Annotated in this window: 17 protein-coding genes; all 17 read left to right on the top strand. The window is 66.5% G+C overall.

Going from position 1 to position 19,597, the window contains the following annotated elements:
* The 17 genes from J6500_RS11875 to J6500_RS11795 all read left to right on the top strand — a co-directional run bounded on the left by J6500_RS11875 (nucleotide 1) and on the right by J6500_RS11795 (nucleotide 19,500).
* Nucleotides 1-2,889 (top strand): flotillin family protein, encoded by a 2,889-nt coding sequence (locus J6500_RS11875; protein WP_225712874.1) that lies wholly within the window; start codon nucleotides 1-3, stop codon nucleotides 2,887-2,889.
* A gap of 9 nt (nucleotides 2,890-2,898) precedes the next feature.
* On the top strand, nucleotides 2,899-3,336 hold the full coding sequence (locus J6500_RS11870; protein ID WP_028338488.1) for an SRPBCC family protein: 438 nt from the start codon (nucleotides 2,899-2,901) through the stop codon (nucleotides 3,334-3,336).
* 256 nt (nucleotides 3,337-3,592) lie between these two features.
* Nucleotides 3,593-4,036, top strand: a complete 444-nt coding sequence (locus J6500_RS11865) for an SRPBCC family protein (protein ID WP_225712873.1) — start codon at nucleotides 3,593-3,595, stop codon at nucleotides 4,034-4,036.
* 14 nt (nucleotides 4,037-4,050) lie between these two features.
* On the top strand, nucleotides 4,051-4,869 hold the full coding sequence (locus J6500_RS11860) for an FAD binding domain-containing protein (RefSeq protein ID WP_225712872.1): 819 nt from the start codon (nucleotides 4,051-4,053) through the stop codon (nucleotides 4,867-4,869).
* 6 nt (nucleotides 4,870-4,875) lie between these two features.
* The gene (locus J6500_RS11855; RefSeq protein ID WP_225712871.1) at nucleotides 4,876-5,355 is read left to right on the top strand and encodes a (2Fe-2S)-binding protein; all 480 of its coding nucleotides are present in this window, start codon (nucleotides 4,876-4,878) and stop codon (nucleotides 5,353-5,355) included.
* Between the two features lie 12 nt (nucleotides 5,356-5,367).
* Nucleotides 5,368-6,954, top strand: coding sequence for a xanthine dehydrogenase family protein molybdopterin-binding subunit (locus tag J6500_RS11850; protein ID WP_225712870.1), 1,587 nt, complete (start codon nucleotides 5,368-5,370; stop codon nucleotides 6,952-6,954).
* A 2-nt stretch (nucleotides 6,955-6,956) separates the two neighbouring features.
* A complete protein-coding gene (locus tag J6500_RS11845; RefSeq protein WP_225712869.1) occupies nucleotides 6,957-7,979 on the top strand; it encodes a xanthine dehydrogenase family protein molybdopterin-binding subunit in 1,023 nt (340 codons plus the stop codon).
* 9 nt (nucleotides 7,980-7,988) lie between these two features.
* Entirely contained in the window at nucleotides 7,989-8,870 is an 882-nt protein-coding gene (locus tag J6500_RS11840) for an AAA family ATPase (RefSeq protein WP_225712868.1), read from the top strand.
* Nucleotides 8,867-9,985, top strand: a complete 1,119-nt coding sequence (locus tag J6500_RS11835) for a VWA domain-containing protein (protein ID WP_225712867.1) — start codon at nucleotides 8,867-8,869, stop codon at nucleotides 9,983-9,985. Before J6500_RS11840 ends, J6500_RS11835 begins: the two co-directional genes overlap by 4 nt.
* Nucleotides 9,982-10,872, top strand: a complete 891-nt coding sequence (locus J6500_RS11830) for an amidohydrolase family protein (protein WP_225712866.1) — start codon at nucleotides 9,982-9,984, stop codon at nucleotides 10,870-10,872. Before J6500_RS11835 ends, J6500_RS11830 begins: the two co-directional genes overlap by 4 nt.
* A 51-nt stretch (nucleotides 10,873-10,923) precedes the next feature.
* Nucleotides 10,924-11,772, top strand: a complete 849-nt coding sequence (locus tag J6500_RS11825) for an MBL fold metallo-hydrolase (protein ID WP_225712865.1) — start codon at nucleotides 10,924-10,926, stop codon at nucleotides 11,770-11,772.
* 18 nt (nucleotides 11,773-11,790) lie between these two features.
* Nucleotides 11,791-13,365 (top strand): isochorismatase family protein, encoded by a 1,575-nt coding sequence (locus J6500_RS11820; RefSeq protein ID WP_225712864.1) that lies wholly within the window; start codon nucleotides 11,791-11,793, stop codon nucleotides 13,363-13,365.
* 12 nt (nucleotides 13,366-13,377) lie between these two features.
* Entirely contained in the window at nucleotides 13,378-14,004 is a 627-nt protein-coding gene (locus tag J6500_RS11815; protein WP_225712863.1) for an FMN-dependent NADH-azoreductase, read from the top strand.
* 341 nt (nucleotides 14,005-14,345) lie between these two features.
* Entirely contained in the window at nucleotides 14,346-14,573 is a 228-nt protein-coding gene (locus tag J6500_RS11810; protein ID WP_225712862.1) for a hypothetical protein, read from the top strand.
* 229 nt (nucleotides 14,574-14,802) lie between these two features.
* Entirely contained in the window at nucleotides 14,803-15,894 is a 1,092-nt protein-coding gene (locus tag J6500_RS11805) for a mandelate racemase/muconate lactonizing enzyme family protein (RefSeq protein ID WP_225712861.1), read from the top strand.
* 140 nt (nucleotides 15,895-16,034) lie between these two features.
* Nucleotides 16,035-17,453 (top strand): M20 family metallopeptidase, encoded by a 1,419-nt coding sequence (locus J6500_RS11800; RefSeq protein WP_225712860.1) that lies wholly within the window; start codon nucleotides 16,035-16,037, stop codon nucleotides 17,451-17,453.
* Nucleotides 17,454-17,709: 256 nt separating this feature from the next.
* Entirely contained in the window at nucleotides 17,710-19,500 is a 1,791-nt protein-coding gene (locus J6500_RS11795) for a peptide ABC transporter substrate-binding protein (protein ID WP_225712859.1), read from the top strand.
* The last annotated feature ends 97 nt before the right edge of the window (nucleotides 19,501-19,597 follow it).

Raw genomic sequence — 19,597 nt, 5'->3', positions numbered from 1 at the left:
ATGTCGGGGATGCTAGTCGGTGAATTGATCCTCTGGCTCATCGTCGCAGTCGTTGCGATCGTCATCATCGTTTACGTCGTGAACTGGCTGTATCACCGCTCGTCGAAGGAGGTCTCCTTCGTCCGCACCGGTTTTCTCGGCGAACGGGTGGTGATCAACGGCGGCGCCTTCGTGCTGCCGTTCATCCACGATTACACGCCTGTCAACATGAACGTGCTGCCGATGGGGATCGTGCGCTCCAAGCAGGACGCCGTGATCACCCGCGATCGGATGCGCGTCGACATCGAGGCCGATTTCTACGTCCGCGTCCAGCAGACCCGCGAAGCCGTCTCGATCGCCGCGGCCACGCTCGGCCGCCGCACCATGGAGCCCGAACAGCTCCACACCCTGCTCTCCGGCAAGTTCATCTCCGCGATCCGCTCGGTCGCGTCCGAAATGACGATGGAGCAGATGCACGAGCAGCGCGGCGACTATGTCGCTCGCGTCAAGGCCAATGCCGCGGAGGCGCTGGCGCAGAACGGCCTCGAGCTGGAATCGGTCGCGATCACCGATCTCGACCAGACTGACCTCGAGTTCTTCAACCCCTCGAACCGCTTCGACGCCGAAGGCCTCACCCGTCTGATGGAGGACATCGAGGCCAAGCGCAAGCTGCGCAACGACATCGAACAGGACTCGATGATCAAGATCCGCTCCCGCAATCTCGAGGCCGAGCGGCAGGCGCTGGAGATCGAGCGCGAGAGCGAAACCGCCCGCCTGGAACAGGAACGCGACATCGAGATGCGCCGCGCCCTGCAGCGCACCGAGGTGACGCGTGAACGTGCCCTGCGCGAGACCGAGGCCGAGCAGGCCCAGATCGCCGCGCGCGAAGCCATCGAAAAAGCCCGCATCGCCAATGAACAGGCCATCGCCGAGGCGCGGATCGCCTCCGAGCGCGAGACCCGGCACCGCGAGATCGAACGCACCCGCGCCGTGGAAGAACGCGAGCTGCTGGCCCGCGAGGAGATCGAGAAGGCGCGGATCGCCAACCAGCGCTCGGTCGACACCACGCGCATCGCCTCCGAGCGCGAGGTCCGCCAGCGCGAGATCGAACGGATGCGGACGGTCGAGGAAGCCGAGATCGCCGCTCGCGAGGCGATCGAGAAGGCCCGCATCCAGCAGGACCGCGCCGTCACGGACGCCCGCATCGCCAACGAGGAAGAGATCCGGCGCCGCGAGATCGAGCGCACCCGCGCGGTCGAGGAGGCCGAGATCGCCGCCCGCGAGGCCACCGAGAAGGCGCGCATTGCCCAGACCATGACGGTCAATGTCGAGCGCATCTCGTCCGACGAGCGCACCCGCGCGCTGGAGATCCAGCAGGTGCGCACGATCCAGGAGGCCGAGATCGAGGCGCAGAAGGCCGTCGAGGCCGCCCGCATCGCGCGCGAGAAGACGCTGGCCGCCGAGCGCATCGCGGCCGACCACACCACCCGCAAGCTCGAGATCGAGCGCAACCAGGCGATCGAGATCGCCGGCATCGGCGCCCGCGAGGCCACCGAGGCGTCGCGGATCGCGCAGGAGGAGCATGTTCGCGCGCTCGAGATCGCGCGCACCCGTGCGATCGAGGAAGCCGACATCGCCTCGCGGGAGGCCATCGAGGCCGCGCGCATTTCGCAGGAGAAGTCGGTCGCTGCGCGGCGCATCCAGGCCGAGCGCGAGACCCGTGGGCTCGAGATCGCACGCGCCGAGGCGATCGAGGCCGCCGAGCTGAAGCGCCGCGATGCCATCGAGCGGCAGCGCATCGATGTCGAGCTGGCGCTGGAGAGCGAGCGGATCGCCTCCTCGCGCACCCGCGAGGTGCTCAACATCGACCAGAAAAAGGCGATCGAGCTCGCTGACGAGGAGCGCGTGATCGCGCTCGCCGCCAAGCGCTCCGAGCGCATCGATGCCGACCGGCAGGTCCGGCAGGCCGAGATCGTCGCCCGCAAGGAGGTCGAGACCACCGACGTCTCCCGCGAGCAGGCGCTGGAGGCGGCGCGGATCGAGCGGCGCCGTGCGATCGAGCAGCTCGAGGTCGCGCGCAACCAATCGCTACAGGAAGCCGAGATCGCCGCCCGCGAGGAGGTCGAGCGCGCCCGGATCGCCTCCGATCGCGGGCTGGATGAGGCCCGCATCGGCCGCGAGCGCGAGCTGCGCAAGCTCGAGGTTGTCAGAGAGAAGGACGTCGAGACCGCGCTGATGGAGAAGGCGATCGCGATCCATCAGAAGTCGCTGGAGGAGTCCGCGGCGCGCGCCGCGGCGGAGGAAGCGCGGATGCGCGCCACCGAAGCCGCCGAGCGCGTCGTCACCGCGCGCGAGAGCGAGATCGCCAAGCGCCGCAAGACGGTCGAGGTGCTGCTCGCCGAGAAGCAGGCCGAGGAGACCAGGATCGCCGCCGAGGCCGAGCGGGTGCGCTCCGCGGTCGAGGCCGAGGCGCAGCGCCTGCTCAACGAGGCCGAGAACGTGCTGACCGACCAGGCGCGCTACTCGCTGTTCCGCCGCAAGCTGCTGGATCGGATCGAGGGCATCGTACGCGAGAGCGTCAAGCCGATGGAAAAGATCGAAGGCATCCGCATCCTCCAGGTCGACGGTCTCAACGGCAACGGCCATGGCAACGGCAATGGCCGCAGCGCCACCGACGAGGTGATCGACTCGGCGCTGCGCTACCGCGTGCAGGCGCCGCTGATCGATTCGATCCTCTCCGACATCGGCGTCGAGGGCGGCAGCCTGGCCAAAATGCCCGGCCTGATCCGCGAGGCCCGCGACATGCAAGGCATCAAGGACTCCGCGCGCAAGAGCGGCGAAGCCAAACCGGCTGCGCCCGAGGGCGGCGGCGAGCCGCGGCCGGAGCGCACGCCGCGCAAGAAGGACTGAGCTGACGCCATGGCACGAGTCTACGTCTCCACCGTCGTCAACGCCCGCAACGACCGGGTCTGGGCCCGCGTGCGCGACTTCAACGGCCTGCCGAACTGGCACCCCGCGATCGCCGAGAGCCGCATCGAGGGCGGCGAGCCCTCGGACAAGATTGGATGCGTGCGCGACTTCCGCCTGCGCAACGGCGACCGCATCCGCGAGAAGCTGCTCGGCCTCTCCGACTACGACATGTTCTGCACCTACTCGATCCTGGAATCGCCGATGGGCGTCGAGAACTACGTCGCCACGTTGCGGCTGACCCCGGTCACCGACGGCGACCAGACCTTTCTGGAGTGGACTGCCGAGTTCGACTGCGCACCGGAGCGCGAGACCGAGCTCGTCAACAACATCGGCGGCGGTGTGTTCCAGGGCGGCTTTGATGCACTGAAGCGGGCGTTTGGAGGATGAATACGTGACCGCAATTGCCACGAACGATGCACGTTGCACTCCCTCGCCCCGCTTGCGGGGTCGAGACGAGCGAAGCTCGCTCTTAAAGGGTCGCGGTGAGGGGGGCTTTCCACGGGGACGGTCGCAGTTCGACTCGCGGAGACTCCCCCTCACCCGGAATTTGCGCGTCGCGCAAATTCCGACCTCTCCCCGCAAGCGGGGCGAGGTGAAGCGTGCCGATCGGCTCGTTCGCACCAGACTCTTCGGGGTGTAGACCGTGCCGCATATCGTCAAGAGCACGATCCTGGATGCGCCGACCGATGCGGCGTGGGCCGTGCTGCGCGATTTCAACGGCCACGACCGCTGGCATCCGGCGGTTGCGACCAGCGCGATCGAGCGCGCCCAGCCGTCCGACAAGATCGGCTGTGTCAGGCGCTTCAAGCTGAAAGACGGTTCCGAGCTGCGCGAGCAACTGCTGGCGCTGTCCGACCTCGAACAATCCTTCAGTTACTGCCTGCTCGATACGCCGGTGCCGATGTTCAATTACGTAGCGCATGTCCGTCTGCTGCCGATCACTGACGGCGACCGCACCTTCTGGCACTGGGAATCGCATTTCACGACGCGGCCCGAGGACAGCGACCGTATCACGCACATGGTTGCGGAAGACATCTACCAGGCCGGCTTCGAAGCGATCCGCCGGCATCTGAAGGAGGCCGCGTAAGCGAGGAACCGATCATGCCAGTCACGGTGAAGACCTTCACCAGCACCTATGACGCGGCGGCGGCGCTGTCGTCGGACCGCGGCGCGCGCTATCTCGGCGGCGGCACGCTGGTGATGCGCGCGCTGAACGAAGGCGATATCTCGATCTCGACCATCGTGCGCGCCAGCGATCACGCCATGACGCGGATCGACGCGTCGGGCTCGCGCATCACGCTCGGCGCTGGCGTCACCTTTGCGCGCATCCTGGCCGAACGCGAGCTCGGCTTCCTGCACGCCCCTGCCCGCTCGATCGGCGGCCCGGCGGTGCGCAATATGGGCACGGTCGGCGGCAATCTGTTCGCGCCGGTGCCTTATGGCGACTTCACGGTGGCGATGCTCGCGCTCGACGCTGTGGTGTCGCTACAAGGCGGCCTCGGCGGCCGCGAGATCCCGCTCGACGAGTTCCTGCAGACGCGCGACCGGCAGACCGGCGCGCTGGTGCTGGCGATCTCCTTCGCCAAGCCCGGCAGCGCCGATGCCTTCCGCTATCGCAAGATTGCACGGATCAAGCCCAAGGGCGGCGCGGTGATCACGCTCGCCGCGCATCTGCCGGTCAACGGCGGCCGCATCGTCGGCGCGCGCGTCGCGCTGGGCTCGATGGCGCCGACCCCGATCCGCGCCCGCGCCGCCGAGCGCGCGCTGGAAGGGCGATCGCTCGATCCCTCCACGATCAACGCCGCAGCGACGGCTGCCGTCGAGGGAACTGCTCCGAGCGACAATGCGCTCGCCAGCGCCTGGTATCGCCGCGAGATCGTCGGCGTGCATCTCCGCCGCCTGTTGTCCGGTCAGGAATAGCTCAGCATGGCCAAGACCGCCCTCCAGTTCCAGCATAACGGCCGCGACGTCGCGATCTTCGTCGACGGCGGCACCAATCTCCTCGTCGCGCTGCGCGAGCTGATCGGCGACATGACGCCGAAATTCGGCTGCGGCCAGGGCGGCTGCGGCACCTGCAGCGTGCTGATCGACGGCGAGATTCATCTGTCCTGCTTGACGCTGGCCGAGACCGTTGCCGGCCGCTCGGTCGAGACGCTCGACGGCATCAAGGACGGACCCAATCTGCACCCGCTGCAGCGCGCCTTTGCCGACAATTTCGCCGCGCAATGCGGCTACTGCACGCCGGGCATGTTGACGGCCGCGAAGGCATTGCTCGACCGCAACCCGCAGCCGAGCCGCGCCGAGGTGGTCGAGGCGATCTCCGGCAATATCTGCCGCTGCACCGGCTACGAGCCGATCATCAACGCCGTGCTGGCTGCCGCATCCGGCGGCCGCGCCCGCGCGTAAGGGAACAGTACCATGCTGGAACTGCGCAAGGATCTCTTCGCCGACGAGCGCGACGACAACCTCAAGGAAATCGGCAAGGGCACGCAGCGCCAGGACATGCTCGGCCATGTCACCGGCACCTCGCCCTATTTCGACGACCACAAGCTGCAGGGCATGCTGCATCTGAAGGTGGTCCGCAGCACCCATGCGCATGCGCGGCTGCGCCGCATCGACACATCCGAGGCCGAGAGATCGCAGGGTGTGCGGCGCGTGATCCGCGCCTCCGACGTGCCGCGTAACCTGAACACGCTGCTCAGCCTGATCAATTTCGGCAAGGACGACGAGCCGTCGCTGGCCGTCGACAAGGTGCGCTACAAGGGCGAGCCCGTTGTCGCCATCGTCGCCGACAGCCCGCGCGAGGCCTATGAAGCCATCGCGAAGGTCAAGATCGACTACGAGCCGCTGCCGGCGGTGTTCGACGTCGAAGAGGCGCTGAAGCCGGGCGCGCCAGTGGTCAACGAGGTCTATCCGAAGAACACCTTCACCTACCACGAGACCTACGATCACCAGCAGCTGCGTTTCGGCGATGCCGACCGTGCGCTCGCCACCGCCGACCATGTGCTGGAGCAGCGCTACCAGATGTCGCCGATCGAGCACGCGCCGACTGAGACCAACGGCTCGATCGCCGCGCCCGACACCAACGGCCGCTACATCGTCTACACCTCGACGCAGGCACTGTTCTTCTCAGTCGACACTTGCGCCAAGATCCTCGACGTGCCCTCCAACACCTTCCATTTCATCGGCGGCACCGTCGGCGGCGGCTTCGGCGGCAAGGTCGACACGCTGACCGAGCCGCTCTGCATCCTCGGCGCGATGCTGACCGGGCGGCCGGTGCGTTACGTGTTCGGGCGCGAGGAGGAGATGCAATACGGCCCGCCGCGCGGCGCCGAGCGCATCTACATCAAGGACGGCGTGATGCGCGACGGCCGCATCGTCGCCCGCAAGGTGCGTGCCTATTTCGACAGCGGCGCCTATACGCGGCTGTCGAGCTACGCGGCCGTGAAATGCGCCGCACATCTGCCCGGCCCCTACACCATCCCGAACGTCTACGGCGACGTCTATTGCGTGTTCACCAACCGCACCCCGGCAACCGCGATGCGCGGCTTCGGCGTCACCGCGATGGATTTTGCGATCGAATGCCAGATGGACAAGCTGGCGCATCTGGTCGGCATGGACCCGATGGAGTTCCGCATCCTCAATGCGTATCGCGACGGCGACATGAAGGCGCACCGCCGCGAGGCCAAGAACACCGCGCTGATCGAATGCGTGCAGGTCGCCGCCGAGAAGGCCAAGTGGCCGATCCGCGACGAGTTCAAGCGCATGTCGTCGCGCAAGGATGGCGGCGGCGCCAGAGCCGCGGTGACGCCGACTCCGCGCGAGGCGCATGCGCCGCCGGCCGCACCGGCCCAGCAGCGCACGGCGTATGACCGCGCGCCGGCCGCAACCCGCGAGCCGCCGCCACCGCCTCCTCCGCCGGCGCAGCCTCCGTCACCGCCGCCCTCGGCGCCGTCGCACGGCGCCACCCGCTTCTCATCCGTCTTCGGCACCAGGAGGCGCTGACCATGACCAGGCATCGCGGACGCGGCATCGCGTCGGTCAACTATCCCATCGGCATGAATCTCGGCGGCGATCCGAGCCAGGCGCTGGTGCATTCCAACCCGAGCGGCAAGTTCACGGTGGCGCTGTCCTCGATCGATCTCGGCCAGGGCATGAAGTCTGTCACGCGGCAGATCTGCGCCGAGACGCTCGGCGTTCCCGTCGAGGACGTCTATGTCGACACGGCCGATTCCGACACCGGCCCGCACTGCATGGGCTCGTTCGCCTCGCGCGGCACCCACCGTGTCGGCAACGCCGTGATGGCGGCGGCGCGCGAGGCGCGCGGCGTGATGATGGAGGCGGCGGCCGAAGAGCTGGAAGTGAATGCCGCCGATCTCGAGACCGACGGCCGCGGCAACATCCACGTCAGGGGTGCCCCGCACCGCTCGATCTCGACCAAGGACGTCGCGATCGCCGCGCAGTTCAAGCAGGGCAAGACGATTTCCGGCCGCGGCATCTTCCTGGTGCCGCTGTCCGACGTCGATCCGGAGACCGGCGAGATGTCGCCGGCGACGTGTTACGCGCATGCCTGCCTGGTCGCCGAGGTCGAAGTCGACGACGAGACCGGCGAGGTGGCGATGATCAGGATGGATTCGGCCTATGAGCTCGGCCGCGCCCTCAATCCGCGCCTGGTGGAGCAGCAACTGGTCGGCGGCGCCTGGATGGGCGTCAGCCACGCGCTGTACGAGACGCCGGAGCCTTATTATCCGGAGCCGGTGCACGGGCCGCGCGACTTCGTCGAGTACCTGATGCCGGGACCGGGCGATATCTGCCCGCACGACATCGCGGTGCTGGAGCGCCCCGCGCCCGACGGCCCGTTCGGTGCCAAGGGGCCAGGCGAGATGTGCGCCAACCCGGTGCTGCCTGCAGTCGCGAACGCGATCTTCAACGCGGTCGGGGTGCGGATCGACGATTTGCCGATCACGCCGGAGAAGGTGTTGCGCGCGATCAAGGCACAGGGCGGCGCGCGGCCGCAGCCGCGGCGCTGAGGTCTTGCCATGCCGGTCCGCAGCAACATCGTCGGCATCGATAGCCCGGAGGCGCTGGAGAAGGCGCTGCGCGCGGCCTATTATCTCGCCGACGACGGTATCGCGACCGCATCCTATCTCTCGCTCGCGCTCGGCAAGCCGCTGCTGCTCGAGGGCGCGCCGGGTGTCGGCAAGACCGAGGCCGCGAAGGCCATCGCCGCGGTGCTTGGCCGCAAGCTGATCCGCCTGCAATGCTATGAGGGCATCGACGCCGCGGCTGCACTCTACGAGTGGAACTATCCGCGCCAGATGCTGGCGATCCGCCAGGCCGGCGAGGAGAGTATCGACATCTATGGCGAGTCGTTCCTGATCGAGCGGCCGATGCTGGCGGCGCTGCGCGCGCCCGACGCGACGGTGCTCTTGATCGACGAAATCGACCGCGCCGACCAGGAATTCGAGGCGTTCCTGCTCGAATTCCTCTCCGACTTCCAGATCTCGATCCCCGAGCGCGGCACCATTCGCGCCGCGGAGCATCCGGTCGTCGTGCTGACGTCGAACCGGACGCGCGACCTGCACGAGGCGTTGCGCCGGCGATGTGTCTATCACTGGATCGACTATCCGAGCGCCGAGCGCGAAGCGCGCATTGTGATGATGCGCGCCTCCAGCGTCGCCGAGGCCACGGCGCGGGCCGTCGTCGCCGCCGTCGGCCGGCTGCGCCGCGAGCCGCTGAGCAAGGCGCCGGGCATTGCCGAGGCCGTCGACTGGGCCGAGGCCGCAACGCTGCTCAACAAGGGCGGCGCGCGCTGGCCCGATGCATTCAAGCGCTCGATCGGCGTCGCACTGAAGGATGAGGAGGACCTACATTACATCTCGCCTCGGCTCGACGCCATCATCGCGGAGGCCGCCGCGTGAGCGACGATCCCAGGCTGCCGCGCGCCGCGCAAATTTTCGTCTCGTTCGTCGCGCTGCTGCGCGCCAACGGCTTTTCGGTCGCGCCGGAGCAGACCACGAGCTTCCTCGCCGCGATCGAACTGCTCGGGCCGCGCAACCTCGAGCATATCCGCCGGGCCGGGCTCGCGACGCTGGCGCCGCCGCCGGAGCGCCGCGCGACATATGACCGTTTGTTCGACATCCACTTCCGCGGCGCCGAGGCGATCGAGCAGGCCGATGGCGAGGACGAGGAGACCGTCCGCCTCCATGAGGAAGGCCGCGGCGAGGACGAGCCGCCGCTCGCCGACGAGGCCAACGAGTCCGGCCTTGCCGCCGCGCGCGCGGAGGCGCTGGTCGAGCGCCGCTTCGCGCAGACCGCGATCAGCGATCCGCTGCGCCGATTGTCGCGCGAGGCGCCAAGCCGGCTGCCACAACGGCGGGGCCACCGGCGGCGACGCGCACGCTCCGGCCCGTTCGCCGATCTGCGCCGCATCCTGCGCGACAGCGTGCGCAATGACGGCGAGGTGCTGCGGCTCGGACGGCTGCGGCGCCGTCAGCGCCCGCGCAAAATCCTGTTCCTGATCGACGTCTCCGGTTCGATGAAGGCGCGGACCGAAGAGAACATGAGGCTGGCGCATGTGCTGATGCAGTCGGCCGGAAATGTCGAGGTGTTTACCTTCGGCACGCGCCTGACCCGCGTCACGGGCGCGCTGCGGCTGAAGCGGCGCGAGCAGGCGCTGAGCGCCGCGTCCTTCCTGGTCAGCGACTGGGATGGCGGCACTCGGATCGGCGACGCGCTGCAGGCGTTTCTCGCCGTGCCGCGGTTCGGCGGCTATGCCCGCGGCGCGGCGGTTGTGATCGTTTCCGATGGGCTCGAGCGCGGCGATCCGGCGGCGCTGCGCGATGCGGTGGCAAAGCTGTCGCGGCGGGCGTGGCGGCTGAGCTGGCTGACGCCGCTCGCAACCTCGCCCAACTTCACCCCGCAAACCGAGGCGCTGATCGCGATCCAGCGCTTCGTCGATGATCTCGTCGATGGCGGATCGAGCGCGGCTGTCGTCGCGCATCTGCTGTCGCTCGGACGAAGGAGAGCTGCGTGACCGGCATTGTCGACGGACATCATCATATCTGGCGTCAGGCCGATCTCGCCTGGCTGTCCGGCCCGATGCAGCCGCGCATCTTCGGCCCCTATGAACCGATCCGCCGCGACTACCCGATCGAGGAGTATCTCGCCGACCTCAAGGACACTGGCGTTACCCGCTCGGTCTATGTCCAGACCAACTGGCCGAACGGCCAATTCGAGGACGAGGCGGCCTGGGTGCAGCAGACCGCCGATCAGCACGGCTGGCCGCATGCGCTCGTCGCCTACGCAGACTTTTCCGTCGACGACGTCCGTCCACAACTCGACCGCCTCAAGCGCTATCCGCTGGTGCGCGGCGTGCGCATGCAGCTGCATTGGCATGAGAACCCGCTGTATCGCTTCGCCGCACGTGCCGATCTCTGCGCCGATCCGGTGATCCGCCGCAATGTCGGCCGCCTCGCCGACTATGGCTGGAGCTTCGATCTTCAGGTATTCGCGCCGCAGATGACTGATGCCGCCGGCCTTGCCGCGGCCTGTCCAGGCGTCACCTTCATCCTGCAGCATGCGGGTATGCTGGAGGATTTGTCGCCACAGGGCCGCGCGGCATGGCGCGCCGGCATGGCGCGGCTCGCACAATGTCCGAACGTGGTCTCGAAACTCTCCGGGCTCGGCACCTTCATCCACCGCAACGATCCCGCCCATATCGCCGATGTCGTGACCGACACCGTCGCGATCTTCGGTGCGGAACGCTGCCTGTTCGGCTCCAACTTTCCGATCGAAAAGCTGTGGACCAGCTATCGCGACCTGATCGACGCCTTCAAGGCGGCAACCGCCAAGTTCAACCCGGAACAGCGCGAGGCGATCTTCAGCACGACGGCGGCGCGGGTCTATCGGCTGGGGTCATAGGCGCGCTGCGAACACGGACACAGACAACGAACATGAATCGGGAGGGACGCGATGCCGTTGGAGATCAAGATCCTGGACTATGGCGATATCGAGCTGGAATCGAGCTTCCTCGTGTTGGGACACAATTGCGGCCGCACCAAGCGCGTGCTGACGCTCGGCTTCTTGATTCTCGGCGGGCCCTATCCTGTGCTGGTCGACACCGGTTACCGCTCCAACCAGATCATGGAGACGCTCGGAATGCGCGGGCTCCAGTTCCACGAGAACATGATCGAGAACCAGCTCGCGCGACACGGCGTGCGGATGGGCGACGTCCGTTTCGTCTGCCACACCCATCTGCACATCGACCATGCCGGCAAGGACGATCTGTTCCCGATGAACACGACCGTCGTGGTCAACCGCAAGGAGCTGGAATATTCCGTCTCCGGCCTGATGCATCCGCAATATCCGGCGCCCGACATCAAACATCTGATCGACCGCCTGCACACCAAGAGCGCGCTGCGCTTCCTCGATCTGGAGATCACCGGCCCGGTCGAGCTGATGCCGGGCGTCTATTGCGACGCCGCCAATGCGCACACCGAAGGCTCGATGAACATCCATGTCCACACCGCCGACGGCATCGCGACGATCTGCGGTGACGTGATCTACGATTTCAACGACCAGATTGTGAACCCCTTCAACGAAATCCACGACGCCGAACCGCGCACCACCGGCAACCACGGCACCAGCAAGCGGGCGGAGAAGGCCGCGATCAAGAAGCTGCTGTCCAGTTCGCGCTATCTGCTGCCGGTGCACGATCGCCCGGCAAAGATCGAGGGCGGCATGGTGGTGGGACGGCTGCATGACCAGGTGCCCGGACCTGTGGTGCAGAGCCTGCCGCAGCGCAACTGGTTCCCGGCGTAGCCGCGAAGGATCGACGCGATGACCCATGTCACGCTGCGCAGTGAATTCGAAGACCTGATCGATCCCTACGCGCCGGTCGGCCAGGTCGGGACGGGTTTCGATTTCACGGAGGGACCGATCTGGCATCCGCTCGAACATTTCCTGCTGTTCTCCGACATGCCGGCCGACGTGCGGCGGCGGTGGGACGCGCGGCGCGGCGTGGTCGAGGTCCGGCGTCCGTCAAACAAATGCAACGGCATGACCTATGATGCCGATCTCAATTTGATCGTCTGCGAGCACGCGACGTCGTCGCTGATCCGCGAGCGGCCGGACGGGCGGCGTGAGGTGCTGGCCTCGCATTTCAACAACCAGGAGCTCAACAGCCCGAACGACGTCTGCGTGCATTCGAGCGGCGCGATCTATTTCTCCGATCCCTGGTACGGCCGCATGCCGGTCTACGGCGTCGAGCGGCCGCGCCAGCTCGGTTTTCAGGGCGTCTACCGCGTGCCGCCGGGCGGCGGCGCGCCGCAGCTCCTGGTCGATCGCGATCTGTTCGACCAGCCGAACGGGCTGTGCTTCTCGCCGGACGAGCGCATCCTCTATGTCAATGACACCGTGCAGGCGCTGATCCGCGCCTTCGATGTCCAGTCCGACGGCGCGCTCGCCAATCCGCGCACTTTCGCCAGTGGCATCCGCTCCGAACTCGAGCCCGGCCTGCCCGACGGCATGAAGTGCGACCAGCGCGGCAATGTCTGGGTCACCGCACCCGGCGGCGTCTGGGTCTATTCCCCCGACGGCAATTTGCTCGGGAAGCTTCGCCTGCCAGAGCTCGTCGCCAACCTCGCCTGGGGCGGCGCCGATTTCCGCACGCTGTACCTCACCGCGACCCATTCGGTCTATGCGATCCCCACAAAAGTCGGGCCGCGACACGAGCCCTATATGAGCGGCAAGCGCGGCGCCACGGGTGCCGGCTCAGCGGCCGCGCCCGCGCCGAACCTTGCAAGCAGGGAGATGCGGATCGATCCGCAGCGCTGCGCGATGATCATCCAGGACATGCAGAACGACGTCATCATGGATGGCGGCGCGTTCGCCGATTCCGGCGCGCCCGCGCACGCCCGCCAGCAGCATGTCGTCGAGAATGTGCGGCGGCTCGCCGAGACGGCTCGCGCCCGCGGCGTCGCCATCATCCATGTCTGGTTCGTCGTCGAGCCCGGCGCACCCGGCGTAACCTTGAATGCTCCGTTGTTCGAAGGCCTGGTCGACAGCAAGGCGATGGTGCGCGGCAGCTGGGGCGCGGCGCCGGTCTCCGGGCTCGAACCGCGGCCAGGCGATTTCGTGGTCGAGAAGATGCGGATGAGCGCCTGGGAAGGTACGCGGCTCGAAACCATTTTGAAGGCGACCGGCCGCGACATGATCATCAACACCGGCGCCTGGACCAACATGTCGGTCGAGCACACCGCGCGCACCGGTGCCGACAAGGGCTACTTCATGATCGTGCCGGAAGATTGCTGCTCGACCATGAACGCCGACTGGCACAACGCCGCGATCAATTTCGCGCTGCAGAACGTCTCCGTCGTGACCAACGCCGACACCGTGATCAAGGCGCTCGGCTGAAGGGTGGAGGCGGTGCCAAAGCTGCTTCACCTCGCCTGCTCGCCTCGCGCCGATTCGGAATCGGCCGAAGGGGCGCGGATTTTTCTCGAAGCTTTTCGCACGGCGCGCCCGGACTGGGAAATCGATGCGATGAACCTATGGCGCGAGCCGCTGCCGGATTTCGAAGGTTATCTGCTGGAAGCCAAATATTCCCGGATCGGCGGCAAGCCCTTCAGCAACTCGCAGCGCGATGCGTTCGCCGTAGCTGAACGCCTCGCGCTGCGGCTGGCGCTGGGGGAGCGCGTGCTGATCTCGACGCCGATGTGGAATTTTTCGATTCCCTACAAACTCAAGCAGTGGCTGGACGTCATCATCCAGCCCGGGCTGACCTTCCGCTTCGACCCGGCGCAGGGCTACCTGCCGCTGCTCAAGGACCGGCCGACGGTCGTGATCGTCGCCAGCGGCAGCGATTTCGTCACCGGCATGAATCGCGGCCGCATCGACATGGCGACGCCATACTTGCGTGAGGCGCTCCGCTTCATCGGCATCGCCGACGTGCGCTTCGTGCCGATCGGCCCGACCACCGGCCCCGCCGAACCGATCCGCATCGCACGAGAGGCCGCGCACCGGCGGCTCGCAGAGATGGCGACGAGGTTTTGATCGCAGGCATCACCACTCGCTTAACGCAAGCCGCTGTCACTTCCGTCATCCTGAGAGGGCGCGAAGCTTTGTCCTCACCCACCGCTGTCATCGCCCGGCCTTTGCGCAATTGCGCACATGGACCGGGCGATCCAGTACGCCGCGGCCTATCGGCTCAATAACGACTCCCTCTGGAATACTGGATCGCCGATCAAGCCGGGTGATGACAGTTGTGGTTGGACCACAGCTTTTTTGGAATTCCGCCACACGAACCGCACTTAGACCAATTGCGTAAGTAGTCGACCGGATACAGACGCCGTTGCGATCTGGCTATGGAACCTCGGCTCACAAAAAGAAACGACATGAAGAAGCTGACTTATCGCCATCGCGACATCGAATATACGCTCACCAACATCGAACCGGATCTCTGGAGCTGGTCATTCGAAATCAACGGCAAGATCAGGAATGGCGTCACCCGCGCGCGGCTCGACCTGCTGGCGCAGCGCAGGGTCTGCACGATCATCGACCGCGAATTGAAGAGCGCGGAGCGCACCATACCGCAAGAGCCTGAGGAAGACGCGGGATCATGAGCGCGCACGCGCAGCCTGCCCGAGGGGGCGATGCGGCATCGGCCTCAATACCTTCCTGCAGAATCTCTATACGGCAAAGGACTTCCAGCCCTGGCGCAGCTAAGCCTTCGTCGCTGAGGCAAGCCGGCCGCTCAAGGCAGGCATTCGGCCGCTGATGGTTGCAGCCGACGAATACTTTTGGGATCGTGCGCGACACGTTGCATGATCCCCGTCGACAAGAGGGCCCGACATGGCCATCCTCAAGGATCTCACCGTCGGCTTCTACAAGATCCCGCTGCCGGTCGTGCTGAGCGACAGCACGCATGGCGAGATCAAGGCGTTCGAGCTGATTACGGTCCGGGCCCGCGATGCCGATGGCGCGGAAGGCACCGGCTACACCTATACGGTCGGCCGCAATGGCGGCGCCATCGCCGACATCCTGACGCGCGAGGTCGGCGAGATCGCGCTCGAGATGGAGGCCGACGACACCGAGCAGCTCTGGCACAAAATGTGGTGGGCGCTGCATTATGGCGGCCGCGGCGGCCCGGCGGTGCTGGCGCTCTCGGCGCTCGACATCGCGCTGTGGGATATGAAGGCGCGGCGCGCGGCGCTGCCGCTGTGGCGGCTGCTCGGCGGTTTCGATCGCCGCGTGCCATGCTACGCCGGCGGCATCGATCTCGACCTGCCGCTGGACGGCCTGCTCAAGCAGACCGACGACAATCTCGCCAAGGGTTTTCGCGCCATCAAGATGAAGGTCGGCCGGCCCAGCCTCGCTTCCGACGTCGCGCGGGTGAAGGCGATGCGCGGGCATCTCGGCGACGAGTTTCCGCTGATGGCCGATGCCAACATGAAATGGACGGTCGAGGAGGCGATCCGCGCCGCACGCGCCTTGCAGCCGTTCGACCTGACGTGGCTGGAGGAGCCGACCATTCCCGACGATGTCGATGGCCACGCCCGCATCCTCAGAGACGGTGGCGTGCCGATCGCGGCGGGCGAGAATCTGCGCAGCCTGTGGGAGTTCAAGCCCTATATCGCGGGCAGCGCGCTGTCCTATGCCGAGCCCGACGTCACCAATTGCGGCGGCGTCACCAGCTTCATGAAGATCGCGCGACTGGCTGAAGCGTTCAACGTCCCCGTCACCAGCCATGGCGCGCACGATATCACCGTGCATCTGCTGGCGGCGTGCCCGAACCGCTCCTACCTCGAGGCGCACGGCTTCGGCCTCGACCGCTACATCGCAAATCCACTGGTGCTGGAACAGGGCATGGCGATCGCGCCGGATCGGCCGGGACACGGCATCGCGTTCGACTGGAAGGGACTGGAGCGGCTCAGCGCGGGATAGCGAACGAATATTTCCGAGCGTGCGGCGACACCAAGACGTAACGTGGCGGAGCGGCTGCTCTGCCGGCAAACGCTAGGCGCGGCCGCGCTGAGCTGCTAGGTTCCGGCGCTTCAAATTGCCTTTCCAAGGGACCGGAGCAAATGGACAACCGTAGTGATGTTTGGCGCGGCGTCGACGCGATCAAGCCGCGTTTCATCGAATTGAGCGACCGGGTGTGGGCGATGCCCGAGGTCTGCTACACCGAGGCCCGCTCATCCGCTGAACATCTCGCCGAGCTGCGCCACCAGGGCTTCCGCATCACCGAGAACGTCGCCGGCATCCCGACCGCTGTGATCGGCGAATGGGGCGAAGGCGGTCCGGTGATCGCTTTCATGGGCGAATATGACGCCCTGCCCGGCCTCAGCCAGGAGGCCGGCGTCGCCGAGCATCGCCCGGTCGAGGCGGGCGGCCATGGCCATGGCTGCGGCCACAATCTGCTCGGCTCCTCGGCGCTGCTCGCCGCCACCGCGGTCAAGGACTGGCTTGCCGCCAACAAGGTGCCCGGCCGTGTGCGCTATTACGGCTGTCCCGCCGAGGAAGGTGGCGCGGCAAAGGCGTTCATGGTGCGAAGCGGCGCATTCGAGGATGCCGACATCGCCATTACCTGGCACCCGCACAGTTTCTGGGAGGTGGCGGTGACGCCGTCGCTTGCCAACACCCGGGCCGATTTCATTTTCACCGGGCGCACGTCGCATGCCGCGGCTTCGCCGCATCTCGGCCGCAGCGCGCTCGATGCGGTGGAGCTGATGAATGTCGGCGTCAACTACATGCGCGAGCACATGCCGAGCGACGCCCGCGTGCACTACGCGCTGCTCGATACTGGCGGCATCGCGCCGAACGTGGTGCAGGCCCATGCGCGCGTGCGCTACTCGATCCGCGCGCGCGACCTGCCCGGCATGAACGAACTGGTCGAGCGCGTGCACAAGATCGCGCAGGGCGCGGCGCTGATGACCGAGACCAAGGTGGAGATGAAGATCATTTCCGCGGTTTCCAACATCCTGCCCAACACGCCGCTGGAGCAGGAGCTGCATCGGATCATGGAAGAGCTCGGCCCGCCGCATTTCGACGACGCCGACAAGGACTTTGCCAACAAGATCCGCGCGACCCTGACCGACAAGGACATCGCCTCGGTCTATTACGCGATCGGCATGGAGCCGACCGACCGGCCGCTCGCCGATTTCCTGGTGCCGATGGATGCCAAGCGCAATCCGCTGATCGGCTCGACCGACGTCGGCGACGTCAGCTGGGTGGTGCCGACCGTGCAGGTGCACGCACCGACGGTTGCAATCGGCACCCCGTTCCACACCTGGCAGGTGGTGGCGCAGGGCAAGACCCCGGCCGCCCACAAGGCGATGGTGCAGGCGGCCAAGGCGATGGCCGGCCTCGGCGTCAAGGCGCTACTCGAGCCGGAGCTGATCGAAGCCGCCAAGGCCGACCTGACCAGGCGCACCGCCCGGACGCCCTATGTCAGCCCGCTGCCGGCGCATGTTGCACCGCCGTTGGACATGTCGGTGGTTTGACTGGATCCTGCTCTAGGAACAAAGACTAACGAACAAATTTTCCGCAGTTGCGAGCTGCACATGGCAGGCTTTTGCGTGCAAATGCCGAAGCCATGTGCGGCCGCGGCGGCTTCTGCACAAGCGATAGCCAAAAGACCTAGGCGGTGTGGCCCGCCAGCCGTTGACCTGCGCCATCATTCGGTGTGCCATCTGCCGCCAGCACGGGTGGCCGGTTCCACGGCCAGCCGCAACCACACGTGAGCCGGACGAGGGGACTATGTTCGACAAAGATCTGCGAACCATGATCGACGACGTGAAGGATGGGCGGATGAACCGCCGCGCCTTCGTGCAACGGATGATCGCCGTCGGCCTCACCGCGCCGATGGCCAACCAGATCCTCAGTCTCGGCGGCGTCGCGATGGCGCAGAGCCCAAACCCCTACAAGCCCACCAAGCGCGGCGGCGGCGGGCCGCTGAAACTGCTGTGGTGGCAGGGCCCGACTTTGCTCAATCCGCATTTCGCCACCGGCACCAAGGACCAGGACGGCTCCCGCCTGTTCTATGAGCCGCTCGCGAGCTGGGACGCCGACGGCCATCTCAACCCGATCCTCGCCGCCGAGATCCCCTCGATCCAGAACGGCGGGCTTTCCAAGGACGCCAAGACGGTGGTCTGGAAGCTCAAGCCCGGCGTGAAATGGCACGACGGCAAACCCGTCACCGCCGATGACCTCGTGTTCAACTGGGAATACGCCACCGATCCCGCCACCGCCGCGGTCTCGGGCGGCACCTACGCCGACATGACCGTCGAGAAGGTCGATGATCTCACCATCCGCATCACATTCAAGCAGCCGACGCCGTTCTGGGCCAATGCCTTTGTCGGCGCCTATGGCTGCATCATCCCGAAACATCTGTTCGCGGAATACAAAGGCAGCAAGTCGCGCGAGGCGCCGAACAATCTGAAGCCGGTCGGCACCGGCCCCTACAAGTTCGTCGAGTTCAAGCCGGGCGATTTGGTGCGCGGCGAGATCAACCCCGACTACCACATGGCCAACCGGCCCTATTTCGACACGCTCGAGATGAAGGGCGGCGGCGACGCCGTCTCGGCGGCGCGCGCCGTGATCCAGACCGGCGAATATGATTTCGCCTGGAACATCCAGGTCGAGGACGAGGTGCTGCTGCGCCTTGAGAAGGGCGGCAAGGGCAAGACGCTCTATGCGGTCGGCGGCGACATCGAGTTCATCGCGGTCAACTTCACCGATCCGAACACCGAGGTCGACGGCGAGCGTTCGTCGATGAAGACCAAGCACCCGATCCTGTCGGACGCCCGCGTGCGCAAGGCGCTGGCGCTGCTGGTCGACCGCGATTCCATCAAGAAAGTAATCTACGGCCGCGCCGGCCGCACCACCGCGAACTATCTGAACGGCCCCGAGGAGTTCGTCTCCAAGAACACCAAATGGGAGTTCTCGATCGAGAAGGCGAGCGCGCTGCTCGACGAGGCCGGCTGGAAGGTCGGCGGCGACGGCATCCGCGAGAAGGACGGCAAGAAGCTGAAGCTGCTCTACCAGACCTCGATCAACGGCCCGCGGCAGAAGACCCAGGCGATCGTCAAGCAGGCCTGCCAGAAGGCCGGCATCGACGTCGAGCTGAAATCAGTGGTGGCCTCGGTGTTCTTCTCCTCCGACGTCGCCAATCCCGACACCTATGCGAAATTCTACGCCGACATCGAGATGTTCCAGATCCCGATGACGCAACCCGACCCGGCGCTGCACATGCGCCGCTATCACTCGCGCGAGGTCGCCACCAAGGACAACAAGTGGCAGGGCCGCAACTTCCCGCGCTGGGTCAACAAGGATTTCGACGCCGCGGTCGATGCCGCCGATACCGAGACCGATCCGATCAAGCGGGCCGATCTCTACGTCAAGGCCAACGATTTGATGTGGCAGGACACGGTGGTGATCCCCGTGATGCACCGCGCCGCGGTGGAAGCCTGCTCCAACACGCTGCGGCCCGCACTCTCCGGCTGGGCCAACCAGACCGACAATCTGCAGGACTGGTACCGGGAAGGCTGAGCCGTGACCGGCTCGGAAATTGCCTCTCCCGGGAATTACTTCTCCCTCTCCCCGCTCTTGCGGGGAGAGGGTTGGGGCGAGGGGCTCCATCTGCAAA

This window comes from Bradyrhizobium semiaridum, assembly GCF_020329505.1.
Lineage (GTDB): Bacteria > Pseudomonadota > Alphaproteobacteria > Rhizobiales > Xanthobacteraceae > Bradyrhizobium > Bradyrhizobium semiaridum.
This window is presented reverse-complemented; position numbering and strand designations above follow the sequence as displayed.

Coding starts and splice junctions, on each gene's coding strand:
- J6500_RS11875 (WP_225712874.1), top strand. CDS start 1: ATGTCGGGGATGCTAGTCGGTGAATTGATCCTCTGGCTCATCGTCGCA.
- J6500_RS11870 (WP_028338488.1), top strand. CDS start 2,899: ATGGCACGAGTCTACGTCTCCACCGTCGTCAACGCCCGCAACGACCGG.
- J6500_RS11860 (WP_225712872.1), top strand. CDS start 4,051: ATGCCAGTCACGGTGAAGACCTTCACCAGCACCTATGACGCGGCGGCG.
- J6500_RS11855 (WP_225712871.1), top strand. CDS start 4,876: ATGGCCAAGACCGCCCTCCAGTTCCAGCATAACGGCCGCGACGTCGCG.
- J6500_RS11850 (WP_225712870.1), top strand. CDS start 5,368: ATGCTGGAACTGCGCAAGGATCTCTTCGCCGACGAGCGCGACGACAAC.
- J6500_RS11845 (WP_225712869.1), top strand. CDS start 6,957: ATGACCAGGCATCGCGGACGCGGCATCGCGTCGGTCAACTATCCCATC.
- J6500_RS11840 (WP_225712868.1), top strand. CDS start 7,989: ATGCCGGTCCGCAGCAACATCGTCGGCATCGATAGCCCGGAGGCGCTG.
- J6500_RS11825 (WP_225712865.1), top strand. CDS start 10,924: ATGCCGTTGGAGATCAAGATCCTGGACTATGGCGATATCGAGCTGGAA.
- J6500_RS11820 (WP_225712864.1), top strand. CDS start 11,791: ATGACCCATGTCACGCTGCGCAGTGAATTCGAAGACCTGATCGATCCC.
- J6500_RS11810 (WP_225712862.1), top strand. CDS start 14,346: ATGAAGAAGCTGACTTATCGCCATCGCGACATCGAATATACGCTCACC.
- J6500_RS11805 (WP_225712861.1), top strand. CDS start 14,803: ATGGCCATCCTCAAGGATCTCACCGTCGGCTTCTACAAGATCCCGCTG.
- J6500_RS11800 (WP_225712860.1), top strand. CDS start 16,035: ATGGACAACCGTAGTGATGTTTGGCGCGGCGTCGACGCGATCAAGCCG.
- J6500_RS11795 (WP_225712859.1), top strand. CDS start 17,710: ATGTTCGACAAAGATCTGCGAACCATGATCGACGACGTGAAGGATGGG.